Origin of the sequence: uncultured Pseudokineococcus sp. (assembly GCF_947499845.1) — a bacterium.
Taxonomy (GTDB): Bacteria; Actinomycetota; Actinomycetes; order Actinomycetales; family Quadrisphaeraceae; genus Pseudokineococcus.
Genome location: NZ_CANMPM010000016.1, coordinates 1 through 15,118 on the forward strand (window position 1 = coordinate 1; position 15,118 = coordinate 15,118).

The 15,118-nt window shown below is 78.6% G+C and carries 16 protein-coding genes, 3 tRNA genes and 1 riboswitch; of the genes, 8 read left to right on the forward strand and 11 right to left on the reverse strand.

What is annotated here, in order from left to right; genetic code table 11:
- Positions 1 to 72: 72 nt before the first annotated feature.
- The 5 genes from Q0789_RS13365 to Q0789_RS13385 form a co-directional block, all read right to left on the reverse strand.
- Positions 73 to 459 carry a CrcB family protein gene (locus Q0789_RS13365; RefSeq protein WP_298806012.1) on the reverse strand — a complete coding sequence of 129 codons (387 nt, stop codon included), beginning with the start codon at positions 457 to 459 and terminating at the stop codon, positions 73 to 75.
- Entirely contained in the window at positions 456 to 890 is a 435-nt protein-coding gene (locus Q0789_RS13370; RefSeq protein ID WP_298806014.1) for a CrcB family protein, read from the reverse strand. The genes Q0789_RS13365 and Q0789_RS13370 overlap by 4 nt, the downstream gene beginning before the upstream one ends.
- 38 nt (positions 891 to 928) lie before the next feature.
- On the reverse strand, positions 929 to 1,414 hold the full coding sequence (locus Q0789_RS13375; protein WP_298806016.1) for a hypothetical protein: 486 nt from the start codon (positions 1,412 to 1,414) through the stop codon (positions 929 to 931).
- Positions 1,415 to 1,542: 128 nt separating this feature from the next.
- Complete coding sequence (locus Q0789_RS13380) at positions 1,543 to 2,295, reverse strand: hypothetical protein (protein WP_298806018.1); 753 nt, start codon at positions 2,293 to 2,295, stop codon at positions 1,543 to 1,545.
- 360 nt (positions 2,296 to 2,655) lie between these two features.
- A complete protein-coding gene (locus tag Q0789_RS13385; RefSeq protein ID WP_298806020.1) occupies positions 2,656 to 3,597 on the reverse strand; it encodes a LysR family transcriptional regulator in 942 nt (313 codons plus the stop codon).
- A gap of 103 nt (positions 3,598 to 3,700) precedes the next feature.
- Here Q0789_RS13385 and Q0789_RS13390 point away from each other — a divergent pair, with 103 nt between their 5' ends.
- Both Q0789_RS13390 and Q0789_RS13395 read left to right on the forward strand, forming a co-directional pair.
- Positions 3,701 to 4,876: a hypothetical protein gene (locus Q0789_RS13390; RefSeq protein ID WP_298806022.1), complete on the forward strand. Its 1,176-nt coding sequence runs from the start codon at positions 3,701 to 3,703 to the stop codon at positions 4,874 to 4,876.
- A 149-nt stretch (positions 4,877 to 5,025) separates the two neighbouring features.
- Positions 5,026 to 5,916, forward strand: coding sequence for a siderophore-interacting protein (locus Q0789_RS13395; protein ID WP_298806024.1), 891 nt, complete (start codon positions 5,026 to 5,028; stop codon positions 5,914 to 5,916).
- A gap of 30 nt (positions 5,917 to 5,946) precedes the next feature.
- On the opposite strand, the gene cobA is transcribed toward Q0789_RS13395, so the two are convergent.
- The 3 genes from cobA to Q0789_RS13410 are packed head-to-tail and all read right to left on the reverse strand — an operon-like array spanning position 5,947 to position 9,906.
- The gene (cobA, locus tag Q0789_RS13400) at positions 5,947 to 7,257 is read right to left on the reverse strand and encodes a uroporphyrinogen-III C-methyltransferase (protein ID WP_298806026.1); all 1,311 of its coding nucleotides are present in this window, start codon (positions 7,255 to 7,257) and stop codon (positions 5,947 to 5,949) included.
- Positions 7,258 to 7,297: 40 nt separating this feature from the next.
- Positions 7,298 to 8,185 carry a phosphoadenylyl-sulfate reductase gene (locus Q0789_RS13405; RefSeq protein ID WP_298806028.1) on the reverse strand — a complete coding sequence of 296 codons (888 nt, stop codon included), beginning with the start codon at positions 8,183 to 8,185 and terminating at the stop codon, positions 7,298 to 7,300.
- Entirely contained in the window at positions 8,182 to 9,906 is a 1,725-nt protein-coding gene (locus Q0789_RS13410; protein ID WP_298806030.1) for a nitrite/sulfite reductase, read from the reverse strand. Before Q0789_RS13410 ends, Q0789_RS13405 begins: the two co-directional genes overlap by 4 nt.
- 171 nt (positions 9,907 to 10,077) lie before the next feature.
- Between Q0789_RS13410 and Q0789_RS13415 the strand changes: the two genes are divergently transcribed.
- Positions 10,078 to 11,157, forward strand: a complete 1,080-nt coding sequence (locus Q0789_RS13415; protein WP_298806032.1) for a DNA topoisomerase IB — start codon at positions 10,078 to 10,080, stop codon at positions 11,155 to 11,157.
- A 22-nt stretch (positions 11,158 to 11,179) separates the two neighbouring features.
- On the opposite strand, the gene Q0789_RS13420 is transcribed toward Q0789_RS13415, so the two are convergent.
- On the reverse strand, positions 11,180 to 11,572 hold the full coding sequence (locus Q0789_RS13420) for a metallopeptidase family protein (protein WP_298806143.1): 393 nt from the start codon (positions 11,570 to 11,572) through the stop codon (positions 11,180 to 11,182).
- Between the two features lie 232 nt (positions 11,573 to 11,804).
- On the opposite strand from Q0789_RS13420, the gene Q0789_RS13425 reads away from it, so the two are divergent.
- The 3 genes from Q0789_RS13425 (at position 11,805) to Q0789_RS13435 (ending at position 12,135) form a co-directional block, all read left to right on the forward strand.
- A tRNA-Glu gene (locus Q0789_RS13425) sits at positions 11,805 to 11,877 on the forward strand.
- A gap of 53 nt (positions 11,878 to 11,930) precedes the next feature.
- Positions 11,931 to 12,007 (forward strand) — tRNA-Asp (locus Q0789_RS13430).
- Positions 12,008 to 12,059: 52 nt separating this feature from the next.
- Positions 12,060 to 12,135 (forward strand) — tRNA-Phe (locus Q0789_RS13435).
- A gap of 196 nt (positions 12,136 to 12,331) precedes the next feature.
- On the opposite strand, the gene Q0789_RS13440 is transcribed toward Q0789_RS13435, so the two are convergent.
- Positions 12,332 to 12,817 (reverse strand): C40 family peptidase, encoded by a 486-nt coding sequence (locus Q0789_RS13440; protein ID WP_298806035.1) that lies wholly within the window; start codon positions 12,815 to 12,817, stop codon positions 12,332 to 12,334.
- 30 nt (positions 12,818 to 12,847) lie between these two features.
- Positions 12,848 to 12,919: riboswitch (cyclic di-AMP (ydaO/yuaA leader) on the reverse strand.
- A 346-nt stretch (positions 12,920 to 13,265) separates the two neighbouring features.
- Here Q0789_RS13440 and Q0789_RS13445 point away from each other — a divergent pair.
- Together Q0789_RS13445 and Q0789_RS13450 are read left to right on the forward strand one after the other, a co-directional pair.
- The gene (locus Q0789_RS13445; protein ID WP_298806037.1) at positions 13,266 to 13,580 is read left to right on the forward strand and encodes a hypothetical protein; all 315 of its coding nucleotides are present in this window, start codon (positions 13,266 to 13,268) and stop codon (positions 13,578 to 13,580) included.
- 2 nt (positions 13,581 to 13,582) lie between these two features.
- Positions 13,583 to 14,263, forward strand: coding sequence for a haloacid dehalogenase type II (locus Q0789_RS13450; protein WP_298806039.1), 681 nt, complete (start codon positions 13,583 to 13,585; stop codon positions 14,261 to 14,263).
- Here Q0789_RS13450 and Q0789_RS13455 read toward each other — a convergent pair.
- Positions 14,217 to 15,074: a precorrin-6A/cobalt-precorrin-6A reductase gene (locus tag Q0789_RS13455; protein WP_298806041.1), complete on the reverse strand. Its 858-nt coding sequence runs from the start codon at positions 15,072 to 15,074 to the stop codon at positions 14,217 to 14,219. The two genes, Q0789_RS13450 and Q0789_RS13455, sit on opposite strands and share 47 nt — an antisense overlap.
- Positions 15,075 to 15,118 lie beyond the last annotated feature (44 nt).

Here is a 15,118-nt window from a genome sequence, read left to right on the forward strand (position 1 = left end):
ACGCCCACCCGCCCGACGACGACTCCAGGCCCGCCACCGACCAGGCACCGCGACCTATCGGTGGATCAGGGCTCAGAGGGCGCGGCCGAGGACCAGTCCGAGCGCGGCCGCGAGGGTGCTGACGACGACGGTGGCGGCGGCCGCCGCGGCGGCGGCACCGACGCGGCGCTGCTCGAGCAGGCGCAGCACCTCGACGACGGCGGTGCCGAAGGTGGTGAAGCCGCCGCAGACGCCGGTGGCGAGCACGGCCGCCGCGGCGGCGTCGGACGCGGGCGCGGCGGGCCCGCCCAGCAGCCCGGTGACGAGACCGATGAGCAGCGAGCCGAGCACGTTGACGACCGCGGTCCCCCACGGCAGCCGGCCGCCGAGCCGGGTGCGCACCTCGCCGTCCACGACGACGCGCACGACGGCGCCCACCCCGCCGGCGAGGGCGACGAGCACGACGACCGCCCCGCTCACGAGCGCCGCCCCCGGGGCCACCGGGCGACCAGCGCGACGCCCGCGGCGGCGGCCGCGACGCCCACGACGAGCGTCGTCGCCGCGTAGGCGACGGCGAGCGCGGGGGCGCCCGCCTCACCCAGCCGCACCGTCTCGAGCGCCAGCGCGCTCGTCGTCGTGAGCCCGCCGAGCAGGCCGGAGCCCAGGACGACGCGCAGGGCGCGCCGGCGCCCGACGTCGGGCCCGGCGCGCACCAGCGCCTCGAGCAGGGCCCCCAGCAGGAGGGCGCCGACGGCGTTGACGAGCAGCGTCCCCCACGGCCAGCCGCTGGCCTCGTGCGGGAGGGCCCGCCCCGCGGCCCAGCGCAGCGCCGTGCCGGCGGACCCGCCGAGCAGGACCCCCAGGAGCAGGGACGGGGACCGGTGCGCCGGGCGCGCGTCGGGCTCGCTCATGCGGCGCTGATCAGCGGAGCGGGGTGCGGGACGTCGGCTCAGACGTCGGTGACGGTGAGCTCCCCGACCATGCTCGGGTGGGGGTCGCAGCGGTAGACGTAGTCGCCGGGCTGGAGGGAGACCCGCCACTGCGTCGTCGTGGTCTCCGGGACCGTCGTCGACTCGTCGACGCCGGGACCCTCGAGGTGGACGTTGTGCGAGGTCGCCGGGTCGTCCACCTCGACGACGTAGTCGCCCGCCGGCAGCTCGGTGACCTCCTGGCCGTCCGCGTCGACGAGGGAGATGACGTACGCCTCGGGGTCGTCCGGGGTGCCGACCGACGCACGCAGGACGGGGACGGACGCGTCCGCCGTCGCCGCACCGCCCTCGGAGGACGACCCGCCGGACGGGGCGGACGACGACGCGGACGACGGGGCGGACGACGGGGCTGCGGCCGGCGCGCCCGCCGGCTCCGACGCGTCGTCGCCGCAGCCGGCGGTCGCGAGGACCAGCAGAGCGGCGAGCGCCAGGGCGGGTGCGCGCACGGCGACCTCCGTGTGGGTCGGGACCGCGCGGGCGCGCGGCGCCGGACGCCCGCCCGGCGCGACGAGCATCCCCCACCCGCCGCCGCGCCCACCCGCCGGGGCCCCCGGGGACCGGGACCGGGACCTCCTCAGCGCGCGCCGGCCGCGCGGACGAGCTGGTCGAGGTACCGGCGACGGACGACGGCGTGGCGCTCGAGACCGGCGGTCGTCAGCAGCCCCCCGGCCGCCGCCAGGACCTCGGCGGCCCTCACCGCGGCCCCGTAGGCGACCGCGTCGGCGACGACGCCGGGCCCGACCCGCAGGTGCAGGGAGACGCGCTCCTCACCGGCGACGACCGAGCGGCTGACCCGCTCGCGGACCTGGCGCCGGACGCCGTCGAAGGCCCTGGCCGCCGCGTCGAGGCCGGCGGCGACCCTGACGACGTCGTCCGTCCGCTGCACCGAGGGCGCTCGCGTCCCGTCCCGGCCCCCCACGTCCAGCAGCACGAGCTGGAGCTCGCGCAGGAGGTCGTCCATGTGCTCCTTGGCCGCCAGCAGCTCCCGGGCCGGCACATCGGGCACCACGACGACGTCCTCCTCGTCCACGGCGCCCCCGACGGCGACGGCCCCACCGCCCGGCGCCTCGGCGGCCGGGCCCTCGTCGTCCCACGCCGCCAGGAGGTCCTCCACGCTGAGGTCGGCGTCGTCGACGGCCCGCCCGTCCACCTCGAACCACACGACCTTGCCGTCGCCCGTCTCCCGAGCCCCCCAGCCGGAGGAGAGCCTGCGCACCAGGAGCAGGCCCCGCCCCGTCGTCGCGGTCGCGCTGGGGGCGGTGGAGATCGGCAGGACGCCGGACCCGTCGGACACCTCGACCCGCGCCCCGGCCTCGGCCGGGTGCACGGCGACCTCGAAGCTCGTCCGGGCGTGCAGGACGGCGTTGCCCGCCAGCTCGGAGACCAGGAGCCCCGCGTCGTGGCCAGGTGCCCCAGGCCGACGGCCACCAGCGCGCCCTCGACGAGGCTGCGGGCTCCGCGCACCGCCTCGATGCGCGGGGGGAAGGTGCGCCTGGTCGACGACGTCGGCGCGCGCGGCGCGTCCTCGCGTCGTCCGCCCATGCCTGACCCACCCCCCCGAGCCCCGTACGACCGACGGTACTCGCGGCGACGCGGCGCAGGCCCCCGGCGACGTCCGCCCGTCGAGGAGGAGCGACCGGCCGTGGGCCGCGCCCGCCGGCGGTGCCGCGCGCGGGGACGGCGGAGCTCAGGCGGCGGGACCGTCCGCCGAGGCGAGCGCCAGCAGGTCGCGGGCGGCGCCCGCCGGGGGCGTCGCGCCGCCGCGCCAGACCGCGCGCAGCGTGCGCCGCAGGTCGACGCCGCGCACGGGGACGGCGACGAGGCGGCCGAGGGCCAGCTCGTCGGCGACGTCGAGGCTGCTCAGCGCCCCGGGTGCGACGCCCGCGACGACGGAGGCCCGCACCGCGGCCGCGCTGGCGAGGACGAGCGCGGGCTCGGCGACGTCGTGCCCCGCGGGCAGGGCCGCGGCGAGGGCCCGGCGCAGCGCCGACCGGGTGCCCGAGCCGCTCTCCCGGCTCACGAGCGGCGTCGCGGCGAGCTCGGCCGCGGCGATGCCGCTGCGGCGCCGCGCCCACGGGTGCTCCGGCGCGACGACGACGACGAGCCGGTCGGCCGCGACGGCGCGCGCGGCGAGCCCCTCGGGGGCCTCCGGGCCCTCCACGAAGCCGAGGTCGACCTCACCGGCCCGCACGAGCGCGGCGACCTCCTCGCTGTTCGTCGTCCGCAGCGCCACCTGGGCCGGGGCGCGACCCGCATCCCGCTCGCGCCGGGCCGCCTCGGCGAGCCAGCGCGGCACGAGGTGCTCGGCGGCCGTGAGCGAGGCGGCCAGGCGCAGGTGGGTGGCGGCGTCCTGGCGCAGCGCCGTCGCCGCCGCGTCGAGGTGGGCGGCGGCGTCGAGCACGGCGTCGGCCCACCGCGCCACGAGCTCGCCGGCGGGGGTCAGCCGCGAGCCGCGGGCCCCGCGCAGGACGAGCGGGACGCCGACGAGCGCCTCGGTCGAGCGCAGCCGCGCCGAGGCGGCCTGCTGGGTGGTGCCGCAGGCGGCGCCCGCCGCCCCCAGCGACCCGAGGTCGCGCACCGCGACGAGCAGCTGGAGGGCCCGCAGGTCGGGCACGCGGTCGCCGAGCACGCCCGAGCGTCGCACCGACGCCCGCCAGCCACAACCGGGGGATGTGGGTCCACGCCGCGCTGGGGGCTACCGGCCCGGCGCGACGCGGCGCAGGGTCGACGACGTGCCCGCCGCTCCCCCCGCTCCCGCCCCCGCCCCTCCCGCGACGCCGCCGGCGCCGCGCCGCCTGCTGCCCGCGCTCGAGCACCCGGGGCAGGCGCTCGAGCACGTCACGCCCAACTGGTTCGCCTCCGTCATGGGCACGGGCGTCGTCGCCGTCGCCGCGTCGTCGCTGCCCCTGCAGGGGGTGGTCCTCGACGCCGTCGCGCTCGTCGCCTGGCTGCTCGCCGCGACGCTCCTCGTCGTCCTGGCCGTCGCCTTCGCGCTGCACTGGCGGCGCCACCGGGCGCTCGCCGCCGGCTACGCGCGCCACCCCGTCATGGCCGGCTTCTACGGCGCCCCGGCGATGGCGCTGCTGACGACGGGCGCGGGCGCGCACCTCGTCGGCGAGCGGCTCCTCGGCGAGGCCGCGGGCGTCGCCGTCTTCGCCGTCCTCTGGGTGCTCGGGACGACGCTGGGCGTGGCGACGGCCGTGTGGGTGCCCTTCCGCACCGCCACCCGCGCGGGGGACGCCGCCGCGGCGGGCGAGCGGGCCGGCGAGCCGCTGCCCGCGTGGATGATGCCGGTGGTCCCGCCGATGGTGTCGGCGTCGACGGGCGCGCTGCTCGTGCCCGAGGTGCCGGCCGGCCAGCTGCGGCTCGCGCTGCTGCTGGCGTGCGCGGCCCTCTTCGGGCTGGGCCTGCTCGCGGGGCTCATGACGGCGACGCTCGTCCACGGGCGGCTCCTCACGGGCGGCCCGCTGCCCGTGCAGGCGGCGCCGACGACGTGGATCACCCTCGGCGTCGTCGGGCAGTCGGCCACCGCGGCGGTGCTCCTCGGCGGCGCGACCGCCGCGGTGGCGGGCGCGGGCTCGGACGCCGCGCGGGTCGTGCACGTCCTCGGCGTCGCCTACGCCGCCGCGATGGTCGGCTTCGGCGGCCTGCTCCTCTTCCTCGCGGCGGCGATGACGGCGCACGCCGCCCGCCGCGGCCTGCGCTTCTCGCTGACGTGGTGGAGCTTCACCTTCCCCGTCGGCACGTGCGTCACCGGCGCGAGCGGCCTGGCCGCCGCCACGGGCTCGACCGCCGCGGCCGCGCTCGCCGTGGGCCTCTTCTCGCTGCTCCTCCTGGCCTGGGCGCTCGTCGCCGGCCGGACGGCGCGCGGAGCCGCCAGCGGCGCGCTCCTCCTGCCGGCGGGCTGACGGGTCCCTCGAGCGCGCGGGCCGCGCGCGGGCACCCCGGGGCTGACAGCACCGCCGGAGGGACGTACCGTAGGGAAGGCAAGCCTCACCTGCGGTCGTCGCGGGTGGGCCCCCACCGCCGGCCTCCCGCGCCGGACCCGAGGAGCTTCATGACCACCACGACCGAGGCCCGCCCCGCCTCCGCACCGGCGCAGGCCGCGCCGCACCGGGAGCGGGTCGCGACGGCGCAGGCCGCCGGCCGGGCCGGGACGGCGCGCCGCCGCCCCGTGCGCGAGCGGCTCGCGGCCGTCGCCGTGCCGGTCCGGGTCAGCGCCGTCCGCCGCGTCACGCCGTCGGTCGTCCGGGTCACGCTCGCCGGGGAGGACCTGCGCGCGGCGCCCGCGCTGGGCGCCGACCAGTACTTCCGGCTCCTGCTGCCCCGCCCCGGCCAGGAGCGCCCGCGGCTGCCCGAGACGGAGCGGTGGTGGCCGGAGATGCAGGCCATGCCGGCCGACGAGCGCCCCGTGCTGCGCAACTACACGGTCCGCGACGCGCGCCCCGCGGACGGCGAGCTCGACGTCGACCTCGTGGCCCACGGCGAGACCGGCCCGGCGAGCACCTGGGCGCTGCGGGCCGCGCCCGGCGACGAGGTGGGCGTCATCGTGCAGGACACGTGCTTCGCGCCCCCGGCCGGCACGGGGCACGTGCTCCTCGTCGCCGACGCGACGGGCGTGCCCGCGGCCGCCGGCATCCTCGCCGCGCTGCCGTCCGGGACGACGGCGACGGTCCTCGTCGAGGTGCCCACCGCGCAGGACGCCCCCGACCTGCCCGTGCGCGACGGCGTCGAGGTGTCCTGGCGGGTCGCGGGCGACGCGGGCTCCCTGCTCGAGGACGTCGCGGCGCGCTCGCTGCCGACCGCGGGCGTCTACGCGTGGGTCGCCGGGGAGGCCGCCCTGGCGACCTCCGTCCGCCGCCACCTCGTGCGCGAGCGCGGCCTCGGCAAGGACGACGTGTACTTCTGCGGGTACTGGCGCGCCGACGCCCCCGCCTACGCGGACTGACCGGTCCGACCGGGCCGATCGGCCCCCCGCTCAGCCGGGCTGCGAGCCGGGCAGCGACCCGGACTGCGTGCCGTGCTGGGCCTCGGCGACGGCGCCCCACCCCGGGGCCAGGCGCACGACGTCGCCGACGACGACCACCGCCGGGGCGCGCACGCCCCGCTCGGCCGCGAGGTCGGCGATCGTCGCGAGGGTCCCGAGGGTCGTGCGCTGGCGCGGCCCGTACCCGTCCTCGACGACGGCGGCCGGGGTCGTCGGCGGGCGCCCCGTGGCCACGAGCGCGCGGGCCGACGCCGCGAGCGCGCTGACGCCCATGAGCAGGACCACGGTGTGCGCCTCCACCGGCACGCCCGCCAGCAGGGCCGGCGTCGCGGCGAGGTCCTCGTGGCCGGTGAGCACCGTGAAGCCGCGGGCGACGCCGCGGTGCGTCACGGGGATGCCGGCGGCCGCGGGCACCGACACCGCCGACGTGACCCCCGGGACGACCTCGACCTCGAGCCCGGCGGCGCGGCACGCCGCCAGCTCCTCCCCGCCGCGGCCGAAGACGTAGGGGTCGCCGCCCTTGAGCCGCACGACCGCCCGCCCGGCGAGCCCGTGCTCGACGAGGACCTCGTTGATGCGCTCCTGGGGCACCGGGTGGTTCCCCGGCGTCTTGCCGACGTCGACGACGAGCACGTCGTCGTCGAGCTCCTCGAGCACCGACCGGGGGCCCAGGCGGTCGACGACGACGACGTCCGCCTCGGCCAGCAGCCGTCGCCCGCGGGCCGTGAGCAGGCCCGGGTCGCCCGGCCCCCCGCCGACGAGCGCGACCCGCCCGGCTCCCCCAGACCCCGACCCCGACCGCGCCCCCGACCGCGCCCCCGACCGCCCCGGCGACCGGCGCAGCGGCAGGTCACCGGCCTGCAGGGCCGCCGCGACGCCGTCGCGCAGCCGCACCGCCCGCCGGGGGTCGCGGCCGGCGCTCACGGCCACGACGACGTCGTCGACGCGCGCCACCGACGGCGTCCACGCCGTGGCGCGATCCGCGTCCCCGCGGTCCACGCACCACGTGCGGCGGCGCTCCGCCTCGGCCGAGACGGCCGCGTCCACGGCCGGCAGGCCGGTCGCCGTGAACGCGAGCCAGGCGCCGTCGAGGTCGCCCTCGACGTAGGGCCGGCGCTCGAGGCGCACGCGCCCCGCGCCGGCCAGCGCCGCGAGGCCGGGCACGACCTCCGGGGCGACGACGACGACGTCGGCGCCCGCCGCGAGCAGCCCGTCGACGCTGCGCGCGGCCACCGCGCCGCCGCCCACGACGACGACGCGGCGGCCCCCGACGCGCAGGGACAGCGGGAGGAGGTCGCTCACGCGCCGGAGCGTGCCAGCCGGGGCCCGTGCTGCGGGCGGCTCAGGTGTGGATCCCGCACTCGGTCTTGCCGAGCCCGGCCCAGCGGCCCGACCGCGGGTCGGCCCCGGGCTCGACCCGCTGGGTGCACGGGGCGCAGCCGATCGAGGGGAACCCGTCGAGCAGCAGCGGGTTGAGCAGGACGCCGTGCTCCTCGGCGTAGCCGACGAGCTCGTCCCACGACCACGCCGCGATCGGGTTCACCTTGACGAGCCCGTGCTTCTCGTCGAACTGGACGACCGGCGCCCCGGTGCGCGTGGAGGCCTCCTCGCGCCGCACGCCCGTGACCCAGGCGTCGTAGCCCGCGAGCGCCGCCCGCAGCGGCTCCACCTTGCGCATCGCGCAGCACAGCCCCGGGTCGCGGTCGTGCAGCCGCGCGCCGTAGCGGGCGTCCTGCTCGGGCACCGTGAGGGCGGCCCGGACGTCGACGACCCGGACGTCCATCGTCTGCGCCACCGCGTCGCGCGTGCCGAGGGTCTCGGCGAAGTGGTAGCCCGTCTCGAGGAACAGCACGTCCACGCCGGGACGGGCGCGCGACGCCAGGTGCGGGAGGACGGCGTTGGCCATCGAGGAGGCCACCGCGACGCCGTCGCCCAGCTCCTCGGCGACCCAGGTGAGCACCGCGAGGGCGCCGTCGACGCCTCGCGCGTCGCCGAAGCGGCGCTGCCCCTCCTCGGCCAGGGCCCGCAGCTCGGACTCCGTGCGGGTGCGCCGCCGCGCCGGCCCGCCCGCAGGTGCCTGCTCGTGGGCGACCTGCTCGGTGGCGGGGGCGACGTCCGGGTCCGTGCTCGGCCCGGACCCGACGCCGGAGGCGTCGCCGGGCGCTGCGCCGTGGCGGCGCGGCCGCGCCACGCCCCGGTCGGTGCTCCTCTCGACGCCCTGCGCGGTCATCGCAGCTCCTCCTCGTCGACCCGGTGGGCCCACGTCGCGAAGGTCTCGTCGCCGTCGCGGCCCGCGTCGTAGCGCCGGACGACCCGCTCGACGTAGTCGACGAGGTCGTCCGCGGTGACCTTGAGGCCGCGCACGGTGCGTCCCAGCCCGGCCTCCTCCCGGTCCGCGGAGGCGAGCCCGCCCCCGAGGTGCACCTGGAAGCCTGGCACCTGCTCGCCGTCGTCGCCCGCGACGAGCTGGCCCTTGAGGCCGATGTCGGCGGTCTGGATGCGCGCGCAGGAGTTGGGGCAGCCGTTGACGTGCAGGCGCACCGGCGCCGGCAGGCCCGCCTGCACGTCGGCGAGGCGCTCGTCGAGCTCGGCGGCCGCGCGCGTCGCCGTGGCCTTCGTCTCGACGATGGCGAGCTTGCAGTACTCGATGCCCGTGCACGCCATCGTCGTGCGGCGGAAGAGGTCCGGCCGCGCCTCGAGGCCCAGGGCGGCGAGCCCGTCCACGACCTCCTCGACCTCGTCGGCGGGCACGTCGAGGACGACGAGCTTCTGGTGCGGGGTGAGGCGGACCCGGTGGCTGCCGTGCGCCTCGGCGAGGTCCGCGACGCCGGCGAGGACCTCGCCGCTGACCCGGCCGACCGACGGGGCGACGCCGACGTAGCGGCGCCCGTCCTTCTGCGGGTGGACGCCGACGTGGTCGCCGCTGCCGACGGGCGGGGGCGGCGGCGGGCCGTCGGGCAGCGCGCGGTGGAGGTACTCGTCCTGCAGCACCTGGCGGAAGCGCTCGGCGCCCCAGTCCGCGAGGAGGAACTTCAGGCGCGCCTTGTTGCGCAGGCGGCGGTAGCCGTAGTCGCGGAAGACCTGGACGACGGCGTGCCACACCTCGGGCACCTCGTCGGGGCGCACGAAGGCCCCGAGCCGCGAGGCTAGCCGCGCCGTCGTCGAGAGGCCGCCGCCGACGAAGAGGTCGTACCCGAGGCCGAGCTCGGGGTGCTCGACGGCGACGAAGGACACGTCGTTGATCTCGTGCACGACGTCCTGGCTCGGGTGGCCGGTGATCGCCGACTTGAACTTGCGGGGCAGGTTGGCCAGCTCGGGGTCGCCGATCCAGCGGCGCTGGATCTCCTCGATCTGCGGCGTCGGGTCGAGCAGCTCGTCGGCCGCCACGCCCGCCACCGGCGAGCCGAGGATGACGCGCGGGCAGTCGCCGCACGCCTCGGTCGTCCAGAGCCCGACGGCCTCCAGGCGGCGCCAGATCTCCGGCACGTCCTCGATGCGCACCCAGTGCAGCTGGACGTTCTGCCGGTCGCTGATGTCGGCGGTGCCCCGGGCGAACTCCGTCGAGACGCCGGCGACGACGCGCAGCTGCTCGGTGGTGAGCGCCCCGCCGTCCACGCGCACGCGCATCATGAAGTACTCGTCCTCGAGCTCGTGCGGCTCGAGCTGCGCCGTCCGCCCGCCGTCGATGCCGGGCTTGCGCTGGGTGTAGAGGCCCCACCAGCGCAGCCGGCCGCGCAGGTCGTCGGGGTCGATGCTCGCGAAGCCCTCCTTCGCGTAGACCTCCTCGACCCGCCGGCGCACGTTCAGCGCGGGGTCGTCCTGCTTGAACTGCTCGTTGTGGTTCAGCGGCGCCGTGCCGTCGACCGCCCACTGGCCCTGGGGCCGGGCGGCGCGGGCGGGACGGGCCGGGCGCGCCGGCGCGCCGGTGGCGGCGGGGGGAACGGCGTTCATGGGCGGGCGTCCCTCGGGTCGACGGGCGGCGGAGCCTGCCGGGCGGCGGGCTCTGCGAGCGGCTCCAGCAACCCCGCCAGCGTATGCACCATTCCGACCGACTCACTTCAGGTCCAGCATCCGGGACCGCGCCGGCTCGCGCGCCGACCGGCGCCGCCCGACCATCGGGGCATGCCGCGCCTGCGCACGTCCTCCCCCAACGACCCGGGGTGGACCCGCGTGAAGCACGGGAAGGGCTTCCGGTACCTCGACGCGCTGGGCGAGCCGCTCGCCCCCGACGCGCGGGCGCGCTGCGAGGAGCTCGTCATCCCGCCCGCGTGGACGGACGTGTGGATCTGCCCGTGGCCCAACGGCCACATCCAGGTCGTCGGCACCGACGCCGCCGGGCGCCGCCAGTACCGCTACCACGACGAGTGGCGCCGCCAGCGCGACCGCGCCAAGCACGACCGGGTCCTCGAGGTCGCCGAGCGCCTGCCCGCCGCGCGCGAGCGGGTCGCACGGGAGCTGCGCCAGCCGGGCATGCCCCGAGAGAGGGCCCTCGCCACCGCCTTCCGGCTCCTCGACCTCGGCTTCTTCCGCATCGGCGGCGAGAGCTACGCCGAGGCCAACGGCAGCTTCGGCCTCGCCACCATCGAGAAGCAGCACGTGGGCGTCGAGGGCGACAGGATCGTCTTCGACTACGTCGCCAAGTCCGGCAAGGACCGGCACATCGCCGTCGCCGACGCCGACGTCATCGACGCCGTCCAGACGCTGCGCCGGCGCCGGGGGCCGCGCACGGACGACCTCCTGGCGTGGAAGGACCGCGCCGGCTGGCACGACATCACGAGCACCGAGATCAACGCCTACGTCAAGGAGGTCGTCGGCGGCGACGTCTCGGCCAAGGACTTCCGCACCTGGCACGCCACCGTGCTCGCCGCCGTCGCCCTCGCCGTCTCGACCAACGCGGCGACGTCGGCGACGGCGCGCAAGCGGGCCGTCAGCCGGGCGATGCAGGAGGTCTCCATGTACCTCGGCAACACCCCGACGGTCGCCCGCACCAGCTACGTCGACCCGCGCGTCGTGGACCTCTTCGAGGACGGCGTGACGATCGAGAACGCCCTGGGGCTGCTCGGCGGCGACGTCGAGCCCGGCGAGCCGGCCACGCACGGCGACGTCGAGGCGGCCGTCCTCGCCCTCCTGCACGACGAGCCGGTGTCCGACCGCCGCGCCGCCCGCCAGGGGCGCCGGTCGCGCGAGCGCGCCGCCGCCTGAGCGGGCCGGGCCGGCGGCGGCGTCAGCCCCAGCCCAGCTCGTGCAGGCGCTCGTCGTCGATCCCGAAGTGGTGCGCCACCTCGTGCACGACGGTGACGGCGACCTCCTCCACGAGGTCGTCGACGTCGTCGCAGAGCCGCAGCAGCGGCCCCTTGAAGACGGTGATCCGGTCGGGCAGGGAGCCGGCGTCCCACCAGCCGTCGCGCTCGGTGAGGGGCGTGCCCTCGTAGAGACCGAGCAGCGTCGCCGCCGGGTCGTCCGGGTCGAGGTCCCCGGCGGCGCGGGCCTCGGCCAGCTGCTCCTCGTCCGGCTCGTCGGCCACGAGGACGACGACGTTGCTCATCGCCGCCGCCAGCTCCGGGGGGATGCGGTCGAGGCCGTCACCGACGGCGGCCTCGAACTCCTCGTCACCCATCTCCAGCACGGGCCGAGCCTGCCACCGGACCGCTCGGGGGCTCGCTCGGGGGCTCGCTCGTGGGCCCGCCGCCGGGCCCGCCGCCGGGACTCGTCCGCACCGCCGCCGGGGCCCGTCGGGGGCCGCCCGGGGGCCGCTTTGGAGAAGGGGCGCCCGGTCCCCTATGCTCCTGCACGTCCGAACGCGGCACGCCGCCGGAGGACGCCCCGGGCTCGCCGGGCGTGGGGGCACGGCCCTCATCGTCTAGCGGCCCAGGACACCGCTCTTTCACAGCGGCAGCACGGGTTCGAATCCCGTTGGGGGCACGCACGTCGCACCACCGCCCCGCTCGGGGCGCAGCACCACGGCCTCACCCAGAGGCCCCGTAGCGCAGTTGGTTAGCGCGCCGCCCTGTCACGGCGGAGGTCGCGGGTTCGAGTCCCGTCGGGGTCGCCAGCAGCACCCGGTCAGCCCGTCCCACCCGGTGGGCGCCGGCGCTGCCGCGCAGGGCCAGATAGCTCAGTTGGTAGAGCGTCCGACTGAAAATCGGAAGGTCGGCGGTTCGACCCCGCCTCTGGCCACCACGAGCAGCGCATCGACGAAGGCGGCCCCCCTCGAGGGTGGCCGCCTTCGTCGTGCGTCAGGGGTGCGCCCCGCGGCCGCGCCGGGACCGGTCTCCCGCTGCCGAGCCGCCGGCTCCCCGCGCCGCCCACGGGCTCGCGACGCGACGGAGCCCGCGACCTCTCGGTCGCGGGCTCCGTCGCTCGGGGTCGAGGCCGCTCAGGCGACGCGGCCCCAGGTGACGCCGCTCGTCGCCCAGATCGTGCGCTTGGAGACGACGCGACCCGGCTTCGGGGCGTCCCAGATCTGCCAGTTCCCGGCGTAGATGCCCACGTGGTAGACGGAGCCGCTCGAGCTGTGGAAGAAGACGAGGTCGCCGGGCTGGAGCGACTTCGTCGGGATCTTGGGGATCGCCGCCCGCTGCTGGGCCGCGGTGCGCGGCAGCGTGCGGCCGGCCTGCCGGTACGACCACTGGGTGAGGCCGGAGCAGTCGAAGCGGGTGGGGCCGGTGGCGCCGTAGACGTAGGGCATGCCGGCGCGGGTGGCCGCCGCGGCGACCGCCTTCCCGCCGGCCGTGGTGGCGGCCTCGGCGCTCGAGGCCGCAGGGCCGGCCGAGAAGCCGGCGAGGAGCGCCAGCGAGGCGACGAGGACGAGCAGCATGCGCGCGGGCGCGCGCAGGACGGTGCTGGGCAGGGCAGAGCTCATGGGGGTTTCCTCCGGGTACCGCCTGCGGGGGGTGACCTGTCGGGTTCGGGCTCCAGAGATGCCCGGCCGCTGCTGCGGCTTCACCCCGAGGACCCAGCTCCCGCTGGGCCCGGCGCGCCTGGTTCCTCCGCCCCTGCCGAGTCCTCCTGTGCTCAGGTCGCGCGCCGCGGCGGTGGCAGGGTTCGGCGTCCGCGCGGCCGCCCCGCCATCGGCGGGGTCTTCTGACGAAGTGGTCGGCGCGAGTGTGCCAGACCTTTACCCGATCGAGACAGGAGATGTCTCAAGCACGTCGTCCCGCTGCCGAAGGGGCGCACGAGGACCGTGGGGCGCGTGGGACCGGTCCGGCGACGTCCCGCCCGCGCGGCCGGGGCCGTGCGGCCCCAGGAGGGCGACGCAGGAGGGGGGCCCGGGAGAGCACCGCGGGAGGGCGGCCCGTCACACTCCTGCCGTGAGCACCCCGGCACCCGGTCCCGCCGACGACGACGAGGCGGCCTACCGCGCCGCCCGGCGGCGGGCCGCGCGGCAGCACCACCCCGACGTGGGCGGGAGCACCGAGGAGTACCTCGCCGCGCTGGCGGAGGTGGACCGCCGCTTCGGCCGGGCGCCGGACGGGCGCCTCCTCGGCCCCGACGTGGTCGTCGTGACGACGCTGCGGCGGCGGGCGCTGCGCGTGGCCCTGCGCGGGGCGCGCGACGCCTCGCGCGCCGTGCGCCGGCGGCTGCCCCCGGGCGTGCCCGGCTCGCGGCGCTACGGCAACCTCTGAGGGTGCCCGCCGCCGCGCTCCCCGACCTCGTCCTCCTCGACGTCAACGAGACCCTGTCGGACACCGCTCCGGTGGCCGCCGCCCTCGAGGAGGTCGGCGCTCCCGGCCACCTGGCGGCCACGTGGTTCGCCGGGGTGCTGCGCGACGGCTTCGCGCGCACGGCCGCCGGCGCCGCGGCCCCTTTCGCCGACGTCGCCCGCGGCGGGCTGCGGGCCGTCCTCGAGGGCGAGGTCGACGACGTCGACGCGGCCGCCGGCCACGTCATGGACGCCTTCCTGCACCTGCCGGCCCACGCCGACGTGGCGCCGGGCCTGGCCGCCCTGCACGCCCTCGGCCCGAGGGTCGCCACGCTCTCCAACGGCGCGGCCGCGGTCGCCGGGGCGCTGCTCGAGAGGGCCGGCGCGCGCGACCACGTCGACCTCCTCCTGTCGGTGGAGGACGCGCCGGGCGGGGCGTGGAAGCCCGCCCCCGCGGCCTACGCGCACGGGCTGGCGACCGCGGGGGCGGCGCCGGACCGCGCGCTCCTCGTCGCCGTGCACCCGTGGGACGTCGACGGCGCCGCCCGCGCCGGCCTGCGCACCGCGTGGGTCGACCGCGCGGGCCGGACCTACCCGGACCACCTGCTGGCGCCGGACCTCACCGTCCCGTCGCTGACGGCGCTGGCGGAGCGGCTGGCCGCCTGAGCGGCGCTCCCCCGCCGGCAGCACCGCCGCCCCCGGCCGCGCCGCCGTCGAGGACCTGCCGCACCCAGGCGGAGGCCGAGGCGGCGTCGGCCGCGCGCGCGGCCCGCTCGGCCCCCGGGGGCGCCGGCGGGCGCTGGACGACGACGACGGGCAGGTCGAGCTCGCGCGCCGCGACGAGGACCGCCGCCCCGCCGGGCCCCCCGCTGTCGGTCGTCACGACGACGCCGACGCCGCGGTCGACCATGAGCGCGACCTCGCCGTCCACGTCGCCGGCGCGCCGGCGGAGGACGACCTCGCACCCGGCCGGCAGCGGCGGTCGGGGCAGGCGCGGGACCCGCAGGACCAGCCGGGGACGCTCCAGCCGCCCGAGCGCCCCGAGGTCGCGGGCCCCGCCCGCCACCAGGGCGCGCTCCCACGGGCCGTCGCGCAGGACCTCCGCCGCCGCGTCGAGGTCCGGCACGGGTCGCCAGTCGTCTCCCGGCTGGGGCAGCCAGGCCGGGCGGTCGAGCAGGAGCAGGGGGACGTCGGCGGCGGCGCACGCCGCGACCGCGGTGCTCGTGATGCGGGCCGAGAAGGGCGACGTCGCGTCCACGACCGCTCGGACGTCGTGGTCGCGCAGCCACGCGGCGAGGCCCTCGGGGCCGCCGAAGCCGCCGCGGTGGACCTCGCCGGGCGGCGGGACGGGGACGTGCCGGTCGACGGGCAGCGAGCTGGTGACCCGGACCCCGGGCGCGTCCACGAGGTCCACGGCGAGCGCCTGGGCCACCGTCGTCCCGCCCAGCAGGAGGACGTGGTGGGCTGCGGGCTGCACGCCCCCATGCTCGGGCACCGCGCGCGGGCGCGGCGCGGCGGTCG

Coding starts and splice junctions, on each gene's coding strand:
- Q0789_RS13415 (WP_298806032.1), top strand. CDS start 10,078: ATGCCGCGCCTGCGCACGTCCTCCCCCAACGACCCGGGGTGGACCCGC.
- Q0789_RS13440 (WP_298806035.1), bottom strand. CDS start 12,817: ATGAGCTCTGCCCTGCCCAGCACCGTCCTGCGCGCGCCCGCGCGCATG.
- Q0789_RS13370 (WP_298806014.1), bottom strand. CDS start 890: ATGAGCGAGCCCGACGCGCGCCCGGCGCACCGGTCCCCGTCCCTGCTC.
- Q0789_RS13395 (WP_298806024.1), top strand. CDS start 5,026: ATGACCACCACGACCGAGGCCCGCCCCGCCTCCGCACCGGCGCAGGCC.
- Q0789_RS13410 (WP_298806030.1), bottom strand. CDS start 9,906: ATGAACGCCGTTCCCCCCGCCGCCACCGGCGCGCCGGCGCGCCCGGCC.
- Q0789_RS13405 (WP_298806028.1), bottom strand. CDS start 8,185: ATGACCGCGCAGGGCGTCGAGAGGAGCACCGACCGGGGCGTGGCGCGG.
- Q0789_RS13420 (WP_298806143.1), bottom strand. CDS start 11,572: ATGGGTGACGAGGAGTTCGAGGCCGCCGTCGGTGACGGCCTCGACCGC.